Annotated in this window: 16 protein-coding genes; 10 read left to right on the top strand and 6 right to left on the bottom strand. The window is 67.8% G+C overall.

The genetic code is table 11. From position 1 onward, the window contains the following. Nucleotides 1–6: 6 nt before the first annotated feature. Nucleotides 7–666 (bottom strand): class I SAM-dependent methyltransferase, encoded by a 660-nt coding sequence (locus HUU99_RS12265; protein ID WP_217430825.1) that lies wholly within the window; start codon nt 664–666, stop codon nt 7–9. 141 nt (nt 667–807) lie between these two features. Between HUU99_RS12265 and HUU99_RS12260 the strand changes: the two genes are divergently transcribed. Beyond that, nucleotides 808–2,712 carry a CocE/NonD family hydrolase gene (locus HUU99_RS12260; protein WP_174286865.1) on the top strand — a complete coding sequence of 635 codons (1,905 nt, stop codon included), beginning with the start codon at nt 808–810 and terminating at the stop codon, nt 2,710–2,712. Between the two features lie 96 nt (nt 2,713–2,808). Here HUU99_RS12260 and HUU99_RS12255 read toward each other — a convergent pair whose 3' ends face one another. Together HUU99_RS12255 and HUU99_RS12250 are read right to left on the bottom strand one after the other, a co-directional pair. Further along, nucleotides 2,809–4,707 (bottom strand): potassium transporter Kup, encoded by a 1,899-nt coding sequence (locus HUU99_RS12255; protein ID WP_254603164.1) that lies wholly within the window; start codon nt 4,705–4,707, stop codon nt 2,809–2,811. Between the two features lie 65 nt (nt 4,708–4,772). Continuing rightward, entirely contained in the window at nt 4,773–5,012 is a 240-nt protein-coding gene (locus HUU99_RS12250) for a hypothetical protein (RefSeq protein ID WP_174286864.1), read from the bottom strand. Nucleotides 5,013–5,217: 205 nt separating this feature from the next. On the opposite strand from HUU99_RS12250, the gene HUU99_RS12245 reads away from it, so the two are divergent. From HUU99_RS12245 to HUU99_RS12215, 8 genes are all read left to right on the top strand, one after another. After that, a complete protein-coding gene (locus tag HUU99_RS12245) occupies nt 5,218–6,117 on the top strand; it encodes a heme o synthase (protein WP_174286879.1) in 900 nt (299 codons plus the stop codon). Next, entirely contained in the window at nt 6,114–6,248 is a 135-nt protein-coding gene (locus tag HUU99_RS15710) for a hypothetical protein (protein WP_302479988.1), read from the top strand. Before HUU99_RS12245 ends, HUU99_RS15710 begins: the two co-directional genes overlap by 4 nt. Then, nucleotides 6,245–6,799 (top strand): cytochrome c oxidase assembly protein, encoded by a 555-nt coding sequence (locus HUU99_RS12240; protein WP_174286863.1) that lies wholly within the window; start codon nt 6,245–6,247, stop codon nt 6,797–6,799. The genes HUU99_RS15710 and HUU99_RS12240 overlap by 4 nt, the downstream gene beginning before the upstream one ends. 34 nt (nt 6,800–6,833) lie before the next feature. Then, nucleotides 6,834–7,760 (top strand): cytochrome c oxidase subunit 3, encoded by a 927-nt coding sequence (locus HUU99_RS12235; protein ID WP_174286862.1) that lies wholly within the window; start codon nt 6,834–6,836, stop codon nt 7,758–7,760. 22 nt (nt 7,761–7,782) lie between these two features. Then, complete coding sequence (locus HUU99_RS12230) at nt 7,783–8,163, top strand: DUF983 domain-containing protein (RefSeq protein WP_254603162.1); 381 nt, start codon at nt 7,783–7,785, stop codon at nt 8,161–8,163. Next, entirely contained in the window at nt 8,160–8,753 is a 594-nt protein-coding gene (locus tag HUU99_RS12225; RefSeq protein WP_174286860.1) for an SURF1 family cytochrome oxidase biogenesis protein, read from the top strand. The genes HUU99_RS12230 and HUU99_RS12225 overlap by 4 nt, the downstream gene beginning before the upstream one ends. A 186-nt stretch (nt 8,754–8,939) precedes the next feature. Then, entirely contained in the window at nt 8,940–10,334 is a 1,395-nt protein-coding gene (gene thrC, locus HUU99_RS12220) for a threonine synthase (protein WP_174286859.1), read from the top strand. Nucleotides 10,335–10,422: 88 nt separating this feature from the next. Next, complete coding sequence (locus HUU99_RS12215; protein ID WP_174286858.1) at nt 10,423–11,301, top strand: class I SAM-dependent methyltransferase; 879 nt, start codon at nt 10,423–10,425, stop codon at nt 11,299–11,301. A 26-nt stretch (nt 11,302–11,327) separates the two neighbouring features. Here HUU99_RS12215 and HUU99_RS12210 read toward each other — a convergent pair whose 3' ends face one another. Together HUU99_RS12210 and ccmA are read right to left on the bottom strand one after the other, a co-directional pair. Beyond that, on the bottom strand, nt 11,328–11,975 hold the full coding sequence (locus HUU99_RS12210) for a heme exporter protein CcmB (protein WP_174286857.1): 648 nt from the start codon (nt 11,973–11,975) through the stop codon (nt 11,328–11,330). Next, nucleotides 11,972–12,553, bottom strand: a complete 582-nt coding sequence (gene ccmA, locus HUU99_RS12205; protein ID WP_174286856.1) for a heme ABC exporter ATP-binding protein CcmA — start codon at nt 12,551–12,553, stop codon at nt 11,972–11,974. Before ccmA ends, HUU99_RS12210 begins: the two co-directional genes overlap by 4 nt. Before the next feature lie 85 nt (nt 12,554–12,638). Between ccmA and HUU99_RS12200 the strand changes: the two genes are divergently transcribed. Then, complete coding sequence (locus tag HUU99_RS12200) at nt 12,639–12,959, top strand: 4a-hydroxytetrahydrobiopterin dehydratase (RefSeq protein WP_174286855.1); 321 nt, start codon at nt 12,639–12,641, stop codon at nt 12,957–12,959. Between the two features lie 167 nt (nt 12,960–13,126). On the opposite strand, the gene hemA is transcribed toward HUU99_RS12200, so the two are convergent. Next, nucleotides 13,127–14,383: a 5-aminolevulinate synthase gene (gene hemA / locus HUU99_RS12195; protein ID WP_174286854.1), complete on the bottom strand. Its 1,257-nt coding sequence runs from the start codon at nt 14,381–14,383 to the stop codon at nt 13,127–13,129. Nucleotides 14,384–14,444 lie beyond the last annotated feature (61 nt).

Below are 14,444 nucleotides of genomic sequence, written 5' to 3'. Positions count from 1 at the left end.
GTTTCTTCAGGCCCTGTCGTTCGAGGTGGCGAGCTTGGCGAATCGGATGAGCGAGAAATGGCCGAACGGCGGCAGCGGCCGATGTTCGACCAGCCGGATATCCCCGCGCCCCGCCGCCCAGTCGGTATAGCGTTCGAACGGGAATTCGGTGCGGAAGCCGAGCCGGCTGGTGATCGGCATCAGCGCCTTCTCGATTTGTCCGCGCAAGCCCTTGCCCGCGCCCTCGCGCGTCGTGATGACGATCTCGCCGCCCGGCCGGCAGATGCGCGCGAACTCGTCGAGCGCGCGTTCGGGGTTCGGCACCGCGGTCACGACATATTGCGCGACCACGACGTCGAAGGCATTGGCCGCGTAGTTCAGCGCTTCGGCATCGCCGACCGCGATCTGCTCGACATGGGTAAGGCCGAGCCGTCGGACCCGCTTGCGCGCCTTGTCCAGCATCGGGTCGGACAGGTCGACCGCGACGATCCGGTTGCGCTGCGAATATTGCGGCAGCGATATGCCGGTGCCGACACCGACCTCGATGATCCGGCCCCCGATCCGCTCCGCCGCCTCGATCGCGGCGAAGCGTCCGCGGCGGAAGACCGCGCCGAACACCAGATCGTAGATCGGGGCCCAGCGGTCATAGGCGCGGGTGACGCCGATCGTGCTCATCTGCGTTGCCAAGGCGAGTGCCCTTTCGTCGTGCGGTCGCTATGCGATCGGCCGCAGTAGGGGCTATCGCAATTTTAAGTGACAATACGACGACAACGGCGAAAACCGCCGCTACGTTCGTGCAATCGACCAGGGATCGAAGGGGAATTCGACATGCGCCACGCGTTCACCATCTCGGCGGTCGCCGCTCTGTGCGTCGCCACCGCGGCCCCCACACAGCAGACGGCCACCGGGGGCGACATCCCCGCCAAGTTCGTGCCCCCCGTCCCCGCCGCCGATTACGTCAAGCGCGAGGTGATGATCCCGATGCGTGACGGGGTGAAGCTCTACACCGTCATCGTGATCCCCAAGGCCGCGACGAACGCGCCGATCGTCCTGACGCGCACGCCCTACAACGCGAAGGCGCGCGCGAACCGGACGGACAGCCCGAGCATGCTGTCCACATTGCCGCTGTCGGACGAGGATTTCGTGAAGGCGGGCTGGATCCGCGTCTATCAGGACGTCCGCGGCAAATACGGCTCCGAAGGCGATTATGTCGTCACCCGCCCCGTCATCGGCCCGCTGAACCCGACCAAGGTCGATCATACCACCGACGCCTACGACACGATCGACTGGCTGGTGAACAAGGCGAACCTGCCCCAATCGAACGGCCGCGTCGGGATGATCGGTTCGTCGTACGAGGGCTTCACCGTCGTCATGGCGCTGCTCCATCCGCATCCCGCGCTGAAGGTCGCAGCACCCGAAAGCCCGATGGTCGACGGCTGGATGGGCGACGACTGGTTCCATTACGGCGCGTTCCGGCTGACCAATATCGGCTGGCTCGGCGGGCAGACCGGGTACAAGGGCGCGGGCAAGGCCCCGCCCTCGGGCACCGACTATGACGACTACGACAATTTCCGCTCCATCTCGGCCGGCGACTGGGCGAAGAAGTCGGGCTACGACCAGCTGCCGTACTGGCAGCGGATGGTCGCACACCCCGCCTATGACGGCTTCTGGCAGGGTCAGGCGCTCGACAAGCTGATCGCGCAGAACCCGTCCGACATCCCGACGATCTGGGAACAGGGGCTGTGGGATCAGGAGGACATGTACGGATCGATCCATAGCTGGGAAGCGCTGAAGGCGGCGGGGAAGACGGGAAACAACCACCTCGTGATGGGCCCCTGGCGGCACAGCCAGATCAACCGCGTCGGCTATGAACTCGGTGCGTTCAAATGGAACGGCGACACCGCGGCGCAATATCGCGACGACATGGTGATGCCGCTGTTCGCGCAGTATCTGGCGGACGGTCCGGCGGTCAGTCTGCCGTCGGCGACGATCTACAACACCGGCGAGAATCATTGGGACCGGTTCGCCTCCTGGCCGTCCGCCTGCCAGTCCGGTTGCGCGGCACCGCTGACGCCGCTGTACCTCGCGCCCGGGGGCGGGCTCGGGTTCGACAAGGCCGCGGCGGGCAGCGACAGCTATGTCTCCGATCCCGCGAAACCCGTCCCGCATCTGCCGCGGCCGGTTAATTTCGGCGACGGCCGTTGGGGCGACTGGCTGGTCAGCGATCAGCGCGGGGTCGACGGGCGCACCGACGTGCTGACCTACGAAACGCCCGTCCTGACCAAGCCGGTGAAGGTCTCCGGCGTACCGATCGCGGACCTGTTCGCACGCACGACGGGCACCGACGGCGATTTCGTCGTGAAGGTCATCGACGTGCTGCCCGACGAGAACCCCGCCGATCCCAAGATGGGCGGGTACGAGCTCCCTATCAGTCTCGATATCTTCCGCGGCCGGTACCGCGACAGCTTCGCCCACCCGACCGCGATTCCCGCGGGCCGCGTCCAGGAATACAAGTTCCGCCTGCCCGCGGTGAACCACGTCTTCCAGCCCGGCCACCGGATCATGGTGCAGGTCCAGTCGAGCCTGTTCCCGCTGTACGACCGCAACCCGCAGACCTTCGTGCCGAACATCTTCCTGGCGAAGGCGGGCGATTACCGGAAAGCGACCGTGTCGGTGGATACCGGCGGCGCCAATCCGAGCCGGGTGTGGCTGCCCGTGGTGGCGATGCCGTAAGCTTCCCGTCATGCCGGGCTCGTCCCGGCATCCAGGACCGCGCGCTATGTCGTTTGTGGCTCTGGATCCCGGGACGCGCCCGGGATGACGGAAAAGCTAAATTCGGACCTCGGTCCCGATTTCGACCAGCTGGCTCGACGGGATGCAGAACGAGCTGCCCGTCGGCGCGGTGTTGCGCTGCATCGACACGAACAGCGCCTCGCGCCACGGGGCCATGCCGGCGATCCTGCGATCGACGATCACCGTCTCGCGTCCGATATAATAGCTGATCCGTTCCATCTCGTCCGCGCCGAACAGCCCCGCGCCCGCCAGGCCGTCCGGGATCGCCAGGTCCTCCATGAAACCGAAATGCAGGATCACGCGGTCGATCCCGTCCGCCAGATGGCGCACCACCACGCGGTCGTCGTCGCCGACGAACGGCTTTTCCACCGTCTGCACCGATATCAGCACGATCCGCTTCTGCAACGCGCGGTTGTGGCGGACATGATGCGACAGCGACAGCGGCACGCCGTCCACCGACGCGCTGAGAAAGGCGCCGATGCCGTCGGTCCGCAGGCATTTGCCGCCTTCGGTCAGCGCGCCGATGAAGACCCCCTCCTCCTCGCGCAGATGCATTCGCGCGTTCTCGACCAGGCGGACCCCCGTGCGCCATGTCAGCATCACGAACGCGATGACCCCCGCGATCAGCAGCGGGAACCAGCCGCCCTCGAACAGCTTCACCGCGTTCGCCGAGAAGAACAGGAGGTCGAGCGCGAAGAACCCGCCATTGACCGCGGCGACGAGCCACGGATTATAACCCCAGCGAAGCGCGACCAGCGCGGCGAGGAAGGTGGATATCGCCATCAACCCCGACACCGCGATCCCGTACGCGCCCGCGAGCGCGTCCGACGACCGGAAGATCAGCACCGCGGCCAGCGTCGCGGTCGCGAGCAGCCAGTTGGCCAGCGGCAGATAGACCTGCCCCTCCTGGTCCGCCGCGGTGTGCCGGATCGACAGCCGCGGCAGGAACCCGAGCTGGATCGCCTGTTGCGACAGCGAGAACACGCCGGAAATGATCGCCTGGCTGGCGATGACCGTCGCCAGCGTCGCGAACAGCACGAGCGGATAATGCAGCCAGCCGGGGGTGAGCCCGTAAAAGGGGTTGGAGAGCGCACCCGGATCGACCGCGACCAGAGCCGCCTGCCCCAGATAATTCAGGATGAGCGCCGGCAACGCGACCGCGAACCAGGCCAGCCGGATCGGGAAGCGTCCGAAATGCCCCATGTCCGCGTACATCGCCTCGCCCCCCGTCACCGCGAGGAACACCGCGCCCAGGACTGCGAAGGTGACGCCGAGCGGCGCGTGCAGGACGAACCCCAGCGCGCGTAGCGGATCGAGTGCACCGAACACCGCGGGATGCCGCGCGATCGCCGCCACGCCCAACGCCGCGATCGCCGCGAACCACACCAGCATGACCGGGCCGAAGATCCGGCCGATGAACCCGGTGCCCCGCGCCTGTACGAAGAACAGCCCGATCAGGATCGCGACGGTGATCGGCAGGACGACCGGACCCAGAGCGGGGGCGTCGACCTTCAAACCCTCCACCGCGCTCAGGACCGAGATCGCGGGCGTGATCGCACCGTCGCCGTACAGCAATGCCGCACCGATCAGCCCGAGCACCAGCAACGCCGCCTGCCGTGTCCGCGGTTTCGCATCGCGCGCGCCGAGCATCGCCAGCATCGCGACGACCCCGCCTTCGCCGTGATTGTCCGCGCGCAGGATCAATACCGCGTATTTCAGCGAGACGACGAAGATCAGCGACCATATGATGAGCGATGCGACCCCGATCGCCGCGGTTCCCGGCGTACCGCCCGCGGCCTGCACTGCGACCTTGAACGCGTAGAGCGGACTGGTCCCGATATCGCCGTAAACGACACCGAGCGCGGCCAGCCCCGCCCCCGCGGCGGAACGCTCGAACATCCGGCGCTTGCTGCCCTTGGGCCGTTTAGCCGCCACCACCATCCCCTTCGGCCATCCAACGCCGGATTCGGGCGGCCGATCCGGGGCGCGGGTATTTTTACTCAGAAGACGGGCGGGACCGTCGCGTCCGGCAGCGCGACGCCCAGCACATGCGCGACGGACGGTGCGATCGCGCGCATGTCGACCAGCCCGAGATCACCATGACGCGCGAGGCCCGGCCCCGCGACGATCAGCGTGGAACGCATCGCAGCGATATCGGGCAGGGAGCCGTGCATGCCCTTGTAGGTCGACGGCTGCGCGATCGGTGCGGCGGGATCGCGCCCGGTCTCGTAGCCCGGCACCATCGCGATCGTGAACGCCGCTTCGCGCGGGCCGCCAAGACGACGTCGGCATGCGCCTTTTTCGCCCAGCAGCGTGACCGTTGCGCGTCAGAACCGCGATACTTGTCGGAAACCCGCAGCGGCGATGGCGGGACCCGCCGCGCAGCCCCATTGGAAACCATCGCTTTTCGTGACGCTCCGCCGCGCCTATAGCCGCGGGCACATCATGACGATCGCCGCCCCCCTCCTGCCGCCCGCCGACTGGCGCGATTTCCTCGCATTGACCAAGCCGCGCGTGATGTCGCTCGTCGTCTTCACCGGGCTGTGCGGCATGCTGGCGACACCGGTGCATATCCATCCGGTGATCGGCTTCACCGCCATTTTGTGCATCGCGCTCGGTGCGGGGGCGGCGGGGGCGCTCAACCAATGGTATGAGGCGGATATCGACAGGGTCATGCGCCGGACGATGAAGCGGCCCTTGCCGGCGGGCCGGATGGACCGGCAATCCGCACTGCATTTCGGGGTCGGGCTCGGCGCGTTTTCGGTCATCCTGATGGGGCTGGCGGTCAATATCGTCGCGGCCGCGATCCTGGCGGTGTCGATCCTGTTCTACGTGCTGGTCTACACGGTCTGGCTGAAGCCGCGCACCCCGCAGAACATCGTGATCGGCGGTGCGGCCGGCGCGTTCCCGCCGCTGATCGGCTGGGCGGCGGCGACGGGCGACGTGACGTTACTGCCGATCCTGTTGTTCGCCATCGTGTTCCTGTGGACGCCCCCGCACTTCTGGGCGCTCGCGCTGTTCGTCGAGACCGACTACGCTAATGCCGGCGTTCCGATGCTGCCGGTCGTCGCGGGGGAGCGGGTGACGCGGCACCAGATCGGGCTCTACACCATCGCGATGGCGGCGGCGGTGGTCGCGCCTTGGCCGCTGGGGCTGGCGGGACCGGTCTATGGCGGCATCGCGCTGGCGACCACCGCATGGTTCGGCTGGCTCGCGCGCATCGTCGCCACGCGGACGACGCAGCCCGACGACTCGATGCGACCGGAGAAGCGCTTGTTCAAATATTCGATCCTGTATCTCTTCATCGTCTTCGCCGCGCTGGTCGTCGACCGGTGGATCGCATGATCCCCGACGACCACGATCTGATCCGCCGTCGGCAACGCAGCCGGTCGCTGGTGCTGGCCGTACTGCTCGGCGCGCTCGTCGTCCTCATCTTCGCGGTCTCGATCGTGAAGATCCAGCAGGGCATGAAATGAATCGCGCGATCGCCCGCATGGACGGCAAGACGCGGACCGCGATGTTCGCCGTGCTGGCCTTGTGCTTCATGACCGGCCTCGCCTGGGCCAGCATCCCGCTCTACCGGTTGTTCTGCCAGGCGACCGGGCTGAACGGTACGACGGGCCGCGGGCTTGCCGCCCCCGGCGCGGTCGGCCATCAGGTGACGGTCGCGTTCGACACCAATGTCGCGCCAAGCCTGAAATGGCATTTCCGCCCGGAGGCGCGGTCGGATACGGTCGATGTCGGGGCGCGCGACATGGCGTTCTTCCTGGCGACCAACAACGCCGCGACCCCCGTCACCGGGACCGCGACCTTCAACGTCCAGCCCGATGCGGTCGGCAAATATTTCAAGAAGATCCAGTGTTTCTGCTTCACCCAGCAGACGCTCCAGCCCGGCGAGACCGCGCGGATGCCGGTGATCTTCTACGTCGACCCCGCGATCCTCAAGGACCCGGACGCCGCGGACGTGCAGACGATCACGCTGAGCTACACATTTTACCCGGTGGATTCCAGCAAGACCGCGAGCTAGAACAGCCACAAAGCGTATCAACGGGGACCCGATCATGGCCGGTGCCAAGAACCACGACTATCACATCCTCCCGCCCAGCATCTGGCCGCTCTTCGGGTCGATGTCCGCGCTCTGCATGGCGGCCGGCGGGATCGCCTGGATGCATACCGGGCATGTCGGCCACCCGAACGGCACCGGCTGGGTGTTCTTCATCGGCTTGGCCGGCGTGCTGTTCACGATGTATTCCTGGTGGGCGCAGGTCATCGCCGAGGCGCATCACGGCGACCATACCCCCGTCGTGCAACTCCATTTCCGCTACGGGATGATCCTGTTCATCGCGTCGGAGGTCATGTTCTTCGTCGGCTGGTTCTGGGCCTTCTTCGACTTCTCGCTGTTCCCGACCGCGATGACCTTCGCCGACGGCCAGGTGACGCGCGCGACCGAGGGGGCGGCGGCGATCGTCGCGCAGTGGCCGCCCAAGGGGCTGGAGGTCATCAACCCCTTCGCCTTCCCGCTGCTCAACACGCTGATCCTGCTGACCAGCGGCACGACGATCACCTGGGCGCACCATGCGCTGATCCACGGTCAGCGCGGCGGCGAGAAGACCGGTGCCTGGGGCCTGATCGGCGTCGGCAACCGCGACAGCGTGCTCAAGGGGCTGTGGCTGACGATCCTGCTCGGTTTGACGTTCAGCTCGATCCAGGCGTTCGAATACGCGCACGCACCGTTCCCGTTCAAGGGGATCAACTATGGCGCGTCGTTCTTCATGGCGACCGGGTTCCACGGGTTCCACGTGCTGATCGGCACGATCTTCCTGATCGTCTGCCTCATCCGCGCCTATAAGGGCGAATTCACGCCCAAGCAGCATTTCGGGTTCGAGGCGGCGGCGTGGTATTGGCATTTCGTCGACGTCGTCTGGCTGTTCCTGTTTGTCACCGTCTATGTCTGGGGCGGCTGGGGCGCGCCGGTCGCGGCCGGTTGATGCCGATCGGGCGGGACGGCCGGTGAGCGATCCGGCCCCCGCCCCGGCGACGCTGCCCGCCATCCTCGACGTCGCGCTGAAGGGGCTTTGTCCCCGGTGCGGCGCGCCGACGCTGTTTCGCGGCTGGCTGAAATTCGCGGACCGCTGCACCGCCTGCGGGCTGGATTTTTCCCGATTCAACGTCGGCGACGGCCCGGCGGCATTTCTGACGCTGATCCTCGGGACGATCGTCGTCGCGGCTGCGGTCGTGCTGGAAGTGACCGTGCATCCGCCCTGGTGGGTGCATGTCCTGCTGTGGATCCCGATAACCACCGCCGGGGTCATCGGGTCGTTGCGGATCGCCAAGGGTGCGCTGATGGCGATCGAATATCGCAACGCGCGGCGCGACGGACTGGTCGATTGAGGCGACTGCCCGTTGTACCCACGACCGCCGTGGCCCTGTGCGTCGCGCTGATGATCGCGCTCGGGCTGTGGCAACTGGTCGACCGGTTGCCGCAAAAGGAGGCGTTCATCGCCGAACTGCGCGCCAATCCCGCCAGGCCGGTCATCGCGTTCCCGACCGCGCCCGACGATAGGCTGCTGTTCCGCCGCGCCGTCGCGGATTGCCGCGCGCCGGTATCGATCGAACCGCGCGGTGCCGGCGCATCCGGATTCCGCCTGATCGCACGGTGCCGGGGCGGCCTGACGGTGCAGTTGGGCACCATGCGCGACCCGAACGGACACGTCGCCTGGCCGGGCGGTATCGTCGCCGGCTATGTCGGCCATGCCCCCGATGGCCGGTCGCTGATCGGCACGCTGTTCGATCGTCGGCCGCAGGCGATGATGCTGGTCGCCGGCGCTCCGCCGCCGGGCCTCACCGCGAATGCGCCACCCGATCCGGCGTCGGTGCCCAACAATCATCTGTCCTACGGCGTGCAGTGGTTCTTCTTCGCAGCTGTCGCGAGCGTGATCTATGTGATCGCGGTTCGCCGGCGGTTTGCAGGGGCGGCGTAGCTGTTTGGGATACCACCCCGGCGAAGGCCGGGGCCCAGATGCGCAATTTTATGTGAGGAAGGACGCCGCGCCTCACGAGCGTCTCGCAACTGGGCCCCGGCCTTCGCCGGGGTGGGGATGGCAACCAAGGGTCGAAGTCTCGCCCCCGCTTGTCGCACCCCCACCGCCCCGCTAAGCCGCGCGCCCATGCGCTATATCAGTACCCGCGGCACCGCCCCCGTCCTGGGGTTCAGGGAGGCGACGCTTGCCGGCCTCGCGAGCGACGGCGGGCTGTACGTCCCCGAAGCCTGGCCGACGCTCGACCGCGACGCCATCGCCGGTCTGGCGGGCCTGTCCTATGCCGAGACCGCGGCGATCGTCATGCAGCCGTTCGTCGGCGACGCGCTGGACCCCGGCGAGCTTCGCGCGCTGTGCGACGCCGCCTATGGCCGCTTCAGCCATGCCGCGGTGACGCCGCTGGTGCAGCTCGATCACGACCGCTGGCTGCTCGAACTGTTCCACGGGCCCACGCTGGCGTTCAAGGACGTCGCGCTGCAATTGCTCGGGCTGCTCTTCGAACGGTTCCTGACCGGCACCGACGACCATCTGACGATCATCGGCGCGACCAGCGGCGATACCGGGTCCGCGGCGATCGACGCGGTGGCAGGGCGCGAGGGGATCGACGTCTTCATGCTCCACCCCGCCGGCCGCGTGTCCGACGTGCAGCGGCGGCAGATGACGACGGTCCTGTCACCCAACGTCCACAACATCGCGATTCGTGGCGATTTCGACACCGCGCAAGCCATCGTGAAGGCGCTGTTCAACGATGCCGCCTTCGCCGGACGGTTCCGATTATCGGCGGTGAATTCGATCAACTGGGCGCGGCTGATGGCGCAGGTAGTCTATTATTTCTATGCCGGCGTTCGCCTCGGCGCGCCCGACCGCGCGGTGGCCTATGCGGTGCCGACGGGGAATTTCGGCGACGTGTTCGCCGGCTATGTCGCGGCGAAGATGGGACTGCCGGTCGCCAGGCTGATCGTCGCGACCAACGTCAACGACATCGTCGCGCGTGCGCTCGCCGGCGGCGATTATTCGCGTGGGCTCACCGTCCCCACCGCGACGCCGTCGATGGACATCCAGGTCTCGTCCAATTTCGAGCGGCTGCTGTTCGACTTGGGCAGCCGCGACGGCGCGGCGACCGCGGCGCAGATGGGGACGTTCGAATCGACCCGCGCGATGCGGCTGACCAACGTGCAACTTGCGGGCGCGGCACCGCTGTTCGCCGCCGAGCGGATCGACGCGGACGATATGACCATGGCGATGCGCTGGGCCTGCGATGCTGCCGGGCAGGTGGTCGATCCGCATACCGGCGTCGCGCTGGCGGCGGCGCGGCGGATGGCACCCGGCACGCCGGTGGTGACGCTGGCCACCGCGCACCCGGCGAAGTTCGGCGATGCGGTGGAGCGCGCAACGGGCATTCGTCCCACGTTGCCGGCCCGCGTCGGCGACCTGTTCGACCGCGAGGAGCGGTTCGCGTCGCTGCCCGGCACGGTCGAGGCGGTCGGCGCGTATGTCGCCGAACGGGCGGTGGCGCGCGCGTGACGACCGGCCACCCCCCGTTCGCCCTGAGCTTGTCGAAGGGCATCAGTCCCAGGTGCTTCGACAAGCTCGGGACGAACGGAATGGGGAAATGATTTCATCGTTGTACACCCTCATCGGCGATCCGTGGGCGGACTACGGCCTCATCGACTCCGGCAACGGCCGCAAGCTCGAACGCTATGGCCGCTTCCGCTTCATCCGCCCCGAGACGCAGGCCTTGTGGGCGCCCGCCAGGCCCGATTGGCGCGCGGCGGGCGAGTTCATTCCGGCTGCGGACGAGGACGGCGGCGGGCGCTGGCACTATGCCGAACCCGTCCCCGCGGACGGCTGGACGCTGAAATGGGACGATGTCACGTTCAACGCGCAGACGACGCCGTTCCGGCATCTGGCGTTCTTCCCCGACATGGCCCCCGTCTGGACCTGGATGCGCGAGCGGCTGGCGGGGATCAACACGCCGGAATGCCTCAACCTGTTCGGCTATACCGGCGTCGGGACGCTCGCGCTGGCGGTGCAGGGCGCAAAGATGGTGCATGTCGATGCGTCGAAGAAATCGGTCGCCGCGGCGCGCGCCAATGCCACGCTGTCGGGCATGGCGGACGCACCAATACGCTGGCTGGTCGACGACGCGGTGAAGTTCGCCGCGCGCGAGGTGCGGCGCAGTCGGCGGTACGACGGCATCCTGCTCGATCCGCCCAAATATGGCCGCGGGCCGGACGGCGAATTGTGGCAGCTGGAACAGGATTTGCCCCGCCTGATCGCCGATTGCCGCCGGCTGCTGGACGATCGGTCGCGCTACCTGTTCCTGACGGTGTATGCGGTGCGGATGTCCGCGCTCGCGATCGGCGAACTGGTCGCGCAGGCCTTCGCCGATCTGCCGGGCAAGGTCGAATGCGGCGAGCTCGGCGTCCGCGAGGAAGCGCGCGGGCTGGTCCTCCCGACCGCGATCTGGGCACGGTGGTCCGCCCCGTAAGTCCTCCCCGTGAAACGGGGAGGACTTTATTCCATTCCCGCCCGCATCGCCGCGCCCGCCGCGAACGGTGCCCCCGCCAGCAGCACCAGGCTGACCGCGGCCAGCAGCTTCAGCGCGCCCGCGCCGCCCCCGACGATATCGGCACTCGCGCCAGCCCCGAAGATCAGCAGCGGTACCGCAAGCGGCAGCATGACCAGCCCAGCGACCGCGCTACCGCCGCGAAGCCCCGCTACTAACGCCCCCGTCGCGACGGCCAGCGCGGCGAGGCCCGGGGTGCCGATCGCCAGCCCCGCCTCGACCAGACCCAGCGTCCGCAGCGGCACGCCGAGCAATCCACCCGCGACCACCGCCGCCAGCATCAGCGGCGGCGCGAAGGCGAGCCAGTGCGCGACGATCTTCGCCGCCGCCACTGCCGCCATCGATATCCCGCGCACCGCATACTGGTCGAGCACGCCGCCCTCCAGGTCGGGGGCGACCAGCCGCTCGACCGGGATCAGCGCGGCGAGCAGCGCCGCCGCCCAGATCACCCCGCCGCCAATGCGCGCCAGCAGCGCGGTGTCGGGCCCGATCGCGAACGGGAACAGGATCGCGACCAGCAGGAAGAACGCGACGACCAGCGTCGTGCCGCCACCAGCGTATGCGCGGCGGACGTCGCGCAGGACGATCGCGATCATGCTACGCCGCCCAACGCCAATGCCGCGGCGTCCGGTACCGAGATGGGCAGATGCGTCGCGACGACGACCACGCCGCCGCCCTCCCGGTGACGCGCGATCAGCGCCTCGAGCCGCGCCGCCGCCGCCGCGTCGAGCCCGTTGGCGGGCTCGTCCAGCAGCCACAGCGGCGCGGCGCTGGCCACCACGCGCGCCATCGCCACCCGGCGGCGCTGGCCGGTCGACAACATCCGCACCGGCACATCGCCGAGCGCGGTCAACCCCAGTTCGTCGAGCGCCGCGGCAACGTGATGCGAGCGACCGTCGAGCCGCGCCCAGAAGGCCAACGCCTCCGCAACGCTGCGCTCCGCGTCCAGTGCCGCGGTCTCGGCGAGCAGCGCGGTGCGCCCCCGCCGGACGATGCGCCCCGCGCCCGGCCTGAGCAGTCCCGCCGCGATCCGGATCAGCGTGGACTTTCCTGCACCATTGGGACCGGTGACGAGCAGCGCCTTGCCGCGCGACAGCGCGAAGGACAGGTCCTCGAACAGCGTCTCGCCGCGCCGGATGGCTGCGACCTGGTCGAACGACAGCAGCGCGGTCACGCCTTCGCCTCGCCGATCGCCCCTTGCCCGCTCATGTGCTCCGCCATAGGCCGGTCGCGACCGTACCGGCAAGGAAGCACGCGCCATGACCACGCCCGCCCCCGCTCCCGACCTCCAACCGCTGAGCGACGCAGAACGCGCGGATGCGCTCGATGGCCTGCCCGAATGGGATTATGACGAGGCGCGCGACGCGATCACGCGGTCGATCGTATTTTCCGATTTCGTCGAGGCGTTCGGGTTCATGACCCAAGTCGCGCTGATCGCGGAGAAGGCCGATCATCATCCCGAATGGACCAACGTCTATAACCGGGTCGCGGTGCTGCTGACGACCCACGATGCCGGCGGGCTGTCCGGCCGCGATATCGAGATGGCCGAGGCGATCGACGCCATATTGGGGGAGGATTGAGGTTAATTGGGTTGCGGCCGACGTCAACCTGATGGCCGTCATCCCGGCCTCGTCCCGGGATCCAGGGTTACAGGCGATCGGTTGCGTGGCTCTGGATCCCGGGACGAGCCCGGGATGACGGTTGTCGCGCGGGAACGGCGGTCGATACAATCAACCCAACGACGCCATCAAGCCGCCTTGCGCAGTTCCAGCCGGCCCCAGATCTCGACCAGCGCGCCGGTAAGCTCGCGCATCATCGCGGGCGTATGCGTCGGGCCCGGCGTGAAGCGCAGCCGCTCGGTCCCGCGCGGCACGGTGGGGTAATTGATCGGCTGCACGTACACGCCGTATTCGGCGAGCAGGATGTCGCTGATCTTCTTCGCCTTCACCGGATCGCCGACCATCACCGGCACGATATGCGTCTCGCCGAGCATCACCGGCAGGCCGGCCTCGGACAGCATCGCCTTCAGCACCGTCGCGGACGCCTGCTGTTCCTCGCGCTCGACGCTCGACTGCTTCAGGTGCCGCACGCTCGCCAGCACGCCCGCGACCAGCACCGGCGACAGCGAGGTCGTGAAGATGAAGCCCGGCGCATAGCTGCGGATGACGTCGATGATCGTCCGGCTGGCGGCGATGTAACCGCCCATGACGCCGAATGCCTTGCCGAGCGTCCCCTCGATGATCGTCAGCCGCCCGGCGACGTCGTCGCGTTCGGAAATGCCGCCGCCGCGCCCGCCGTACATGCCGACCGCATGGACCTCGTCGAGATAGGTCAGCGCATTGTACCGGTCCGCCAGATCGCAGATCGCGGCGATCGGCGCGACATCGGCCTCCATCGAATAGACGCTTTCGAACGCGATCAGCTTCGGCGCGGCGGGATCGGCCTCCGCCAGCAGCGATTCGAGATGCGTCAGGTCGTTGTGGCGGAACACCCGCTTCTCGCAGCCCGAATGACGGATGCCGGCGATCATCGACGCGTGGTTCAGCTCGTCGGAAAAGATGATGCAGCCGGGCAGGATCTTCGCAATCGTCGCCAGCGTCGCCTCGTTCGAGACATAGCCGCTGGTGAACAGCAACGCCGCTTCCTTGTCGTGCAGGTCGGCCAGTTCGGCCTCCAGATCGACATGGTAATGCGTGTTGCCGCCGATGTTGCGCGTGCCGCCCGAGCCTGCGCCGACATCGTGCAGCGCCTCCTCCATCGCCGCGATCACCTTGGGATGCTGGCCCATCGAGAGATAGTCGTTCGAACACCACACCGTGATCGGCTTCGGCCCGTTATGCCCGGCGAAACAGCGTGCATTGGGGAACGAACCCTTGTTGCGCAGGATGTCGATGAAGACGCGGTAGCGCCCCTCGGCGTGCAGCCGGTCGATCGCCTGGGTGAAGACGCGGGAATAGTCCACGCGCACGTCCGTGGATTGGTGCAGGGGCGTGCCGTCGCTCATGGAGCATGCGCTTACCCGGCGGTCCGGTATTTTTCCAGTGCATTTGTACCCATGATCCTGA

Source organism: Sphingomonas bacterium (assembly GCF_903642285.1).
In the GTDB taxonomy this organism is placed as follows: domain Bacteria; phylum Pseudomonadota; class Alphaproteobacteria; order Sphingomonadales; family Sphingomonadaceae; genus Sphingomonas.
Note: the sequence above shows the minus strand (reverse complement) of the source record. Positions and strands in the feature narration are given on the sequence as shown.

Excerpts from the sequence above, each read along its gene's own strand:
- HUU99_RS12215 (WP_174286858.1), top strand. The coding sequence starts at position 10,423 with ATGATTTCATCGTTGTACACCCTCATCGGCGATCCGTGGGCGGACTAC.
- HUU99_RS12200 (WP_174286855.1), top strand. The coding sequence starts at position 12,639 with ATGACCACGCCCGCCCCCGCTCCCGACCTCCAACCGCTGAGCGACGCA.
- HUU99_RS12240 (WP_174286863.1), top strand. The coding sequence starts at position 6,245 with ATGAATCGCGCGATCGCCCGCATGGACGGCAAGACGCGGACCGCGATG.
- HUU99_RS15710 (WP_302479988.1), top strand. The coding sequence starts at position 6,114 with ATGATCCCCGACGACCACGATCTGATCCGCCGTCGGCAACGCAGCCGG.
- HUU99_RS12260 (WP_174286865.1), top strand. The coding sequence starts at position 808 with ATGCGCCACGCGTTCACCATCTCGGCGGTCGCCGCTCTGTGCGTCGCC.
- HUU99_RS12245 (WP_174286879.1), top strand. The coding sequence starts at position 5,218 with ATGACGATCGCCGCCCCCCTCCTGCCGCCCGCCGACTGGCGCGATTTC.
- thrC (WP_174286859.1), top strand. The coding sequence starts at position 8,940 with ATGCGCTATATCAGTACCCGCGGCACCGCCCCCGTCCTGGGGTTCAGG.
- HUU99_RS12235 (WP_174286862.1), top strand. The coding sequence starts at position 6,834 with ATGGCCGGTGCCAAGAACCACGACTATCACATCCTCCCGCCCAGCATC.
- HUU99_RS12210 (WP_174286857.1), bottom strand. The coding sequence starts at position 11,975 with ATGATCGCGATCGTCCTGCGCGACGTCCGCCGCGCATACGCTGGTGGC.
- hemA (WP_174286854.1), bottom strand. The coding sequence starts at position 14,383 with ATGAGCGACGGCACGCCCCTGCACCAATCCACGGACGTGCGCGTGGAC.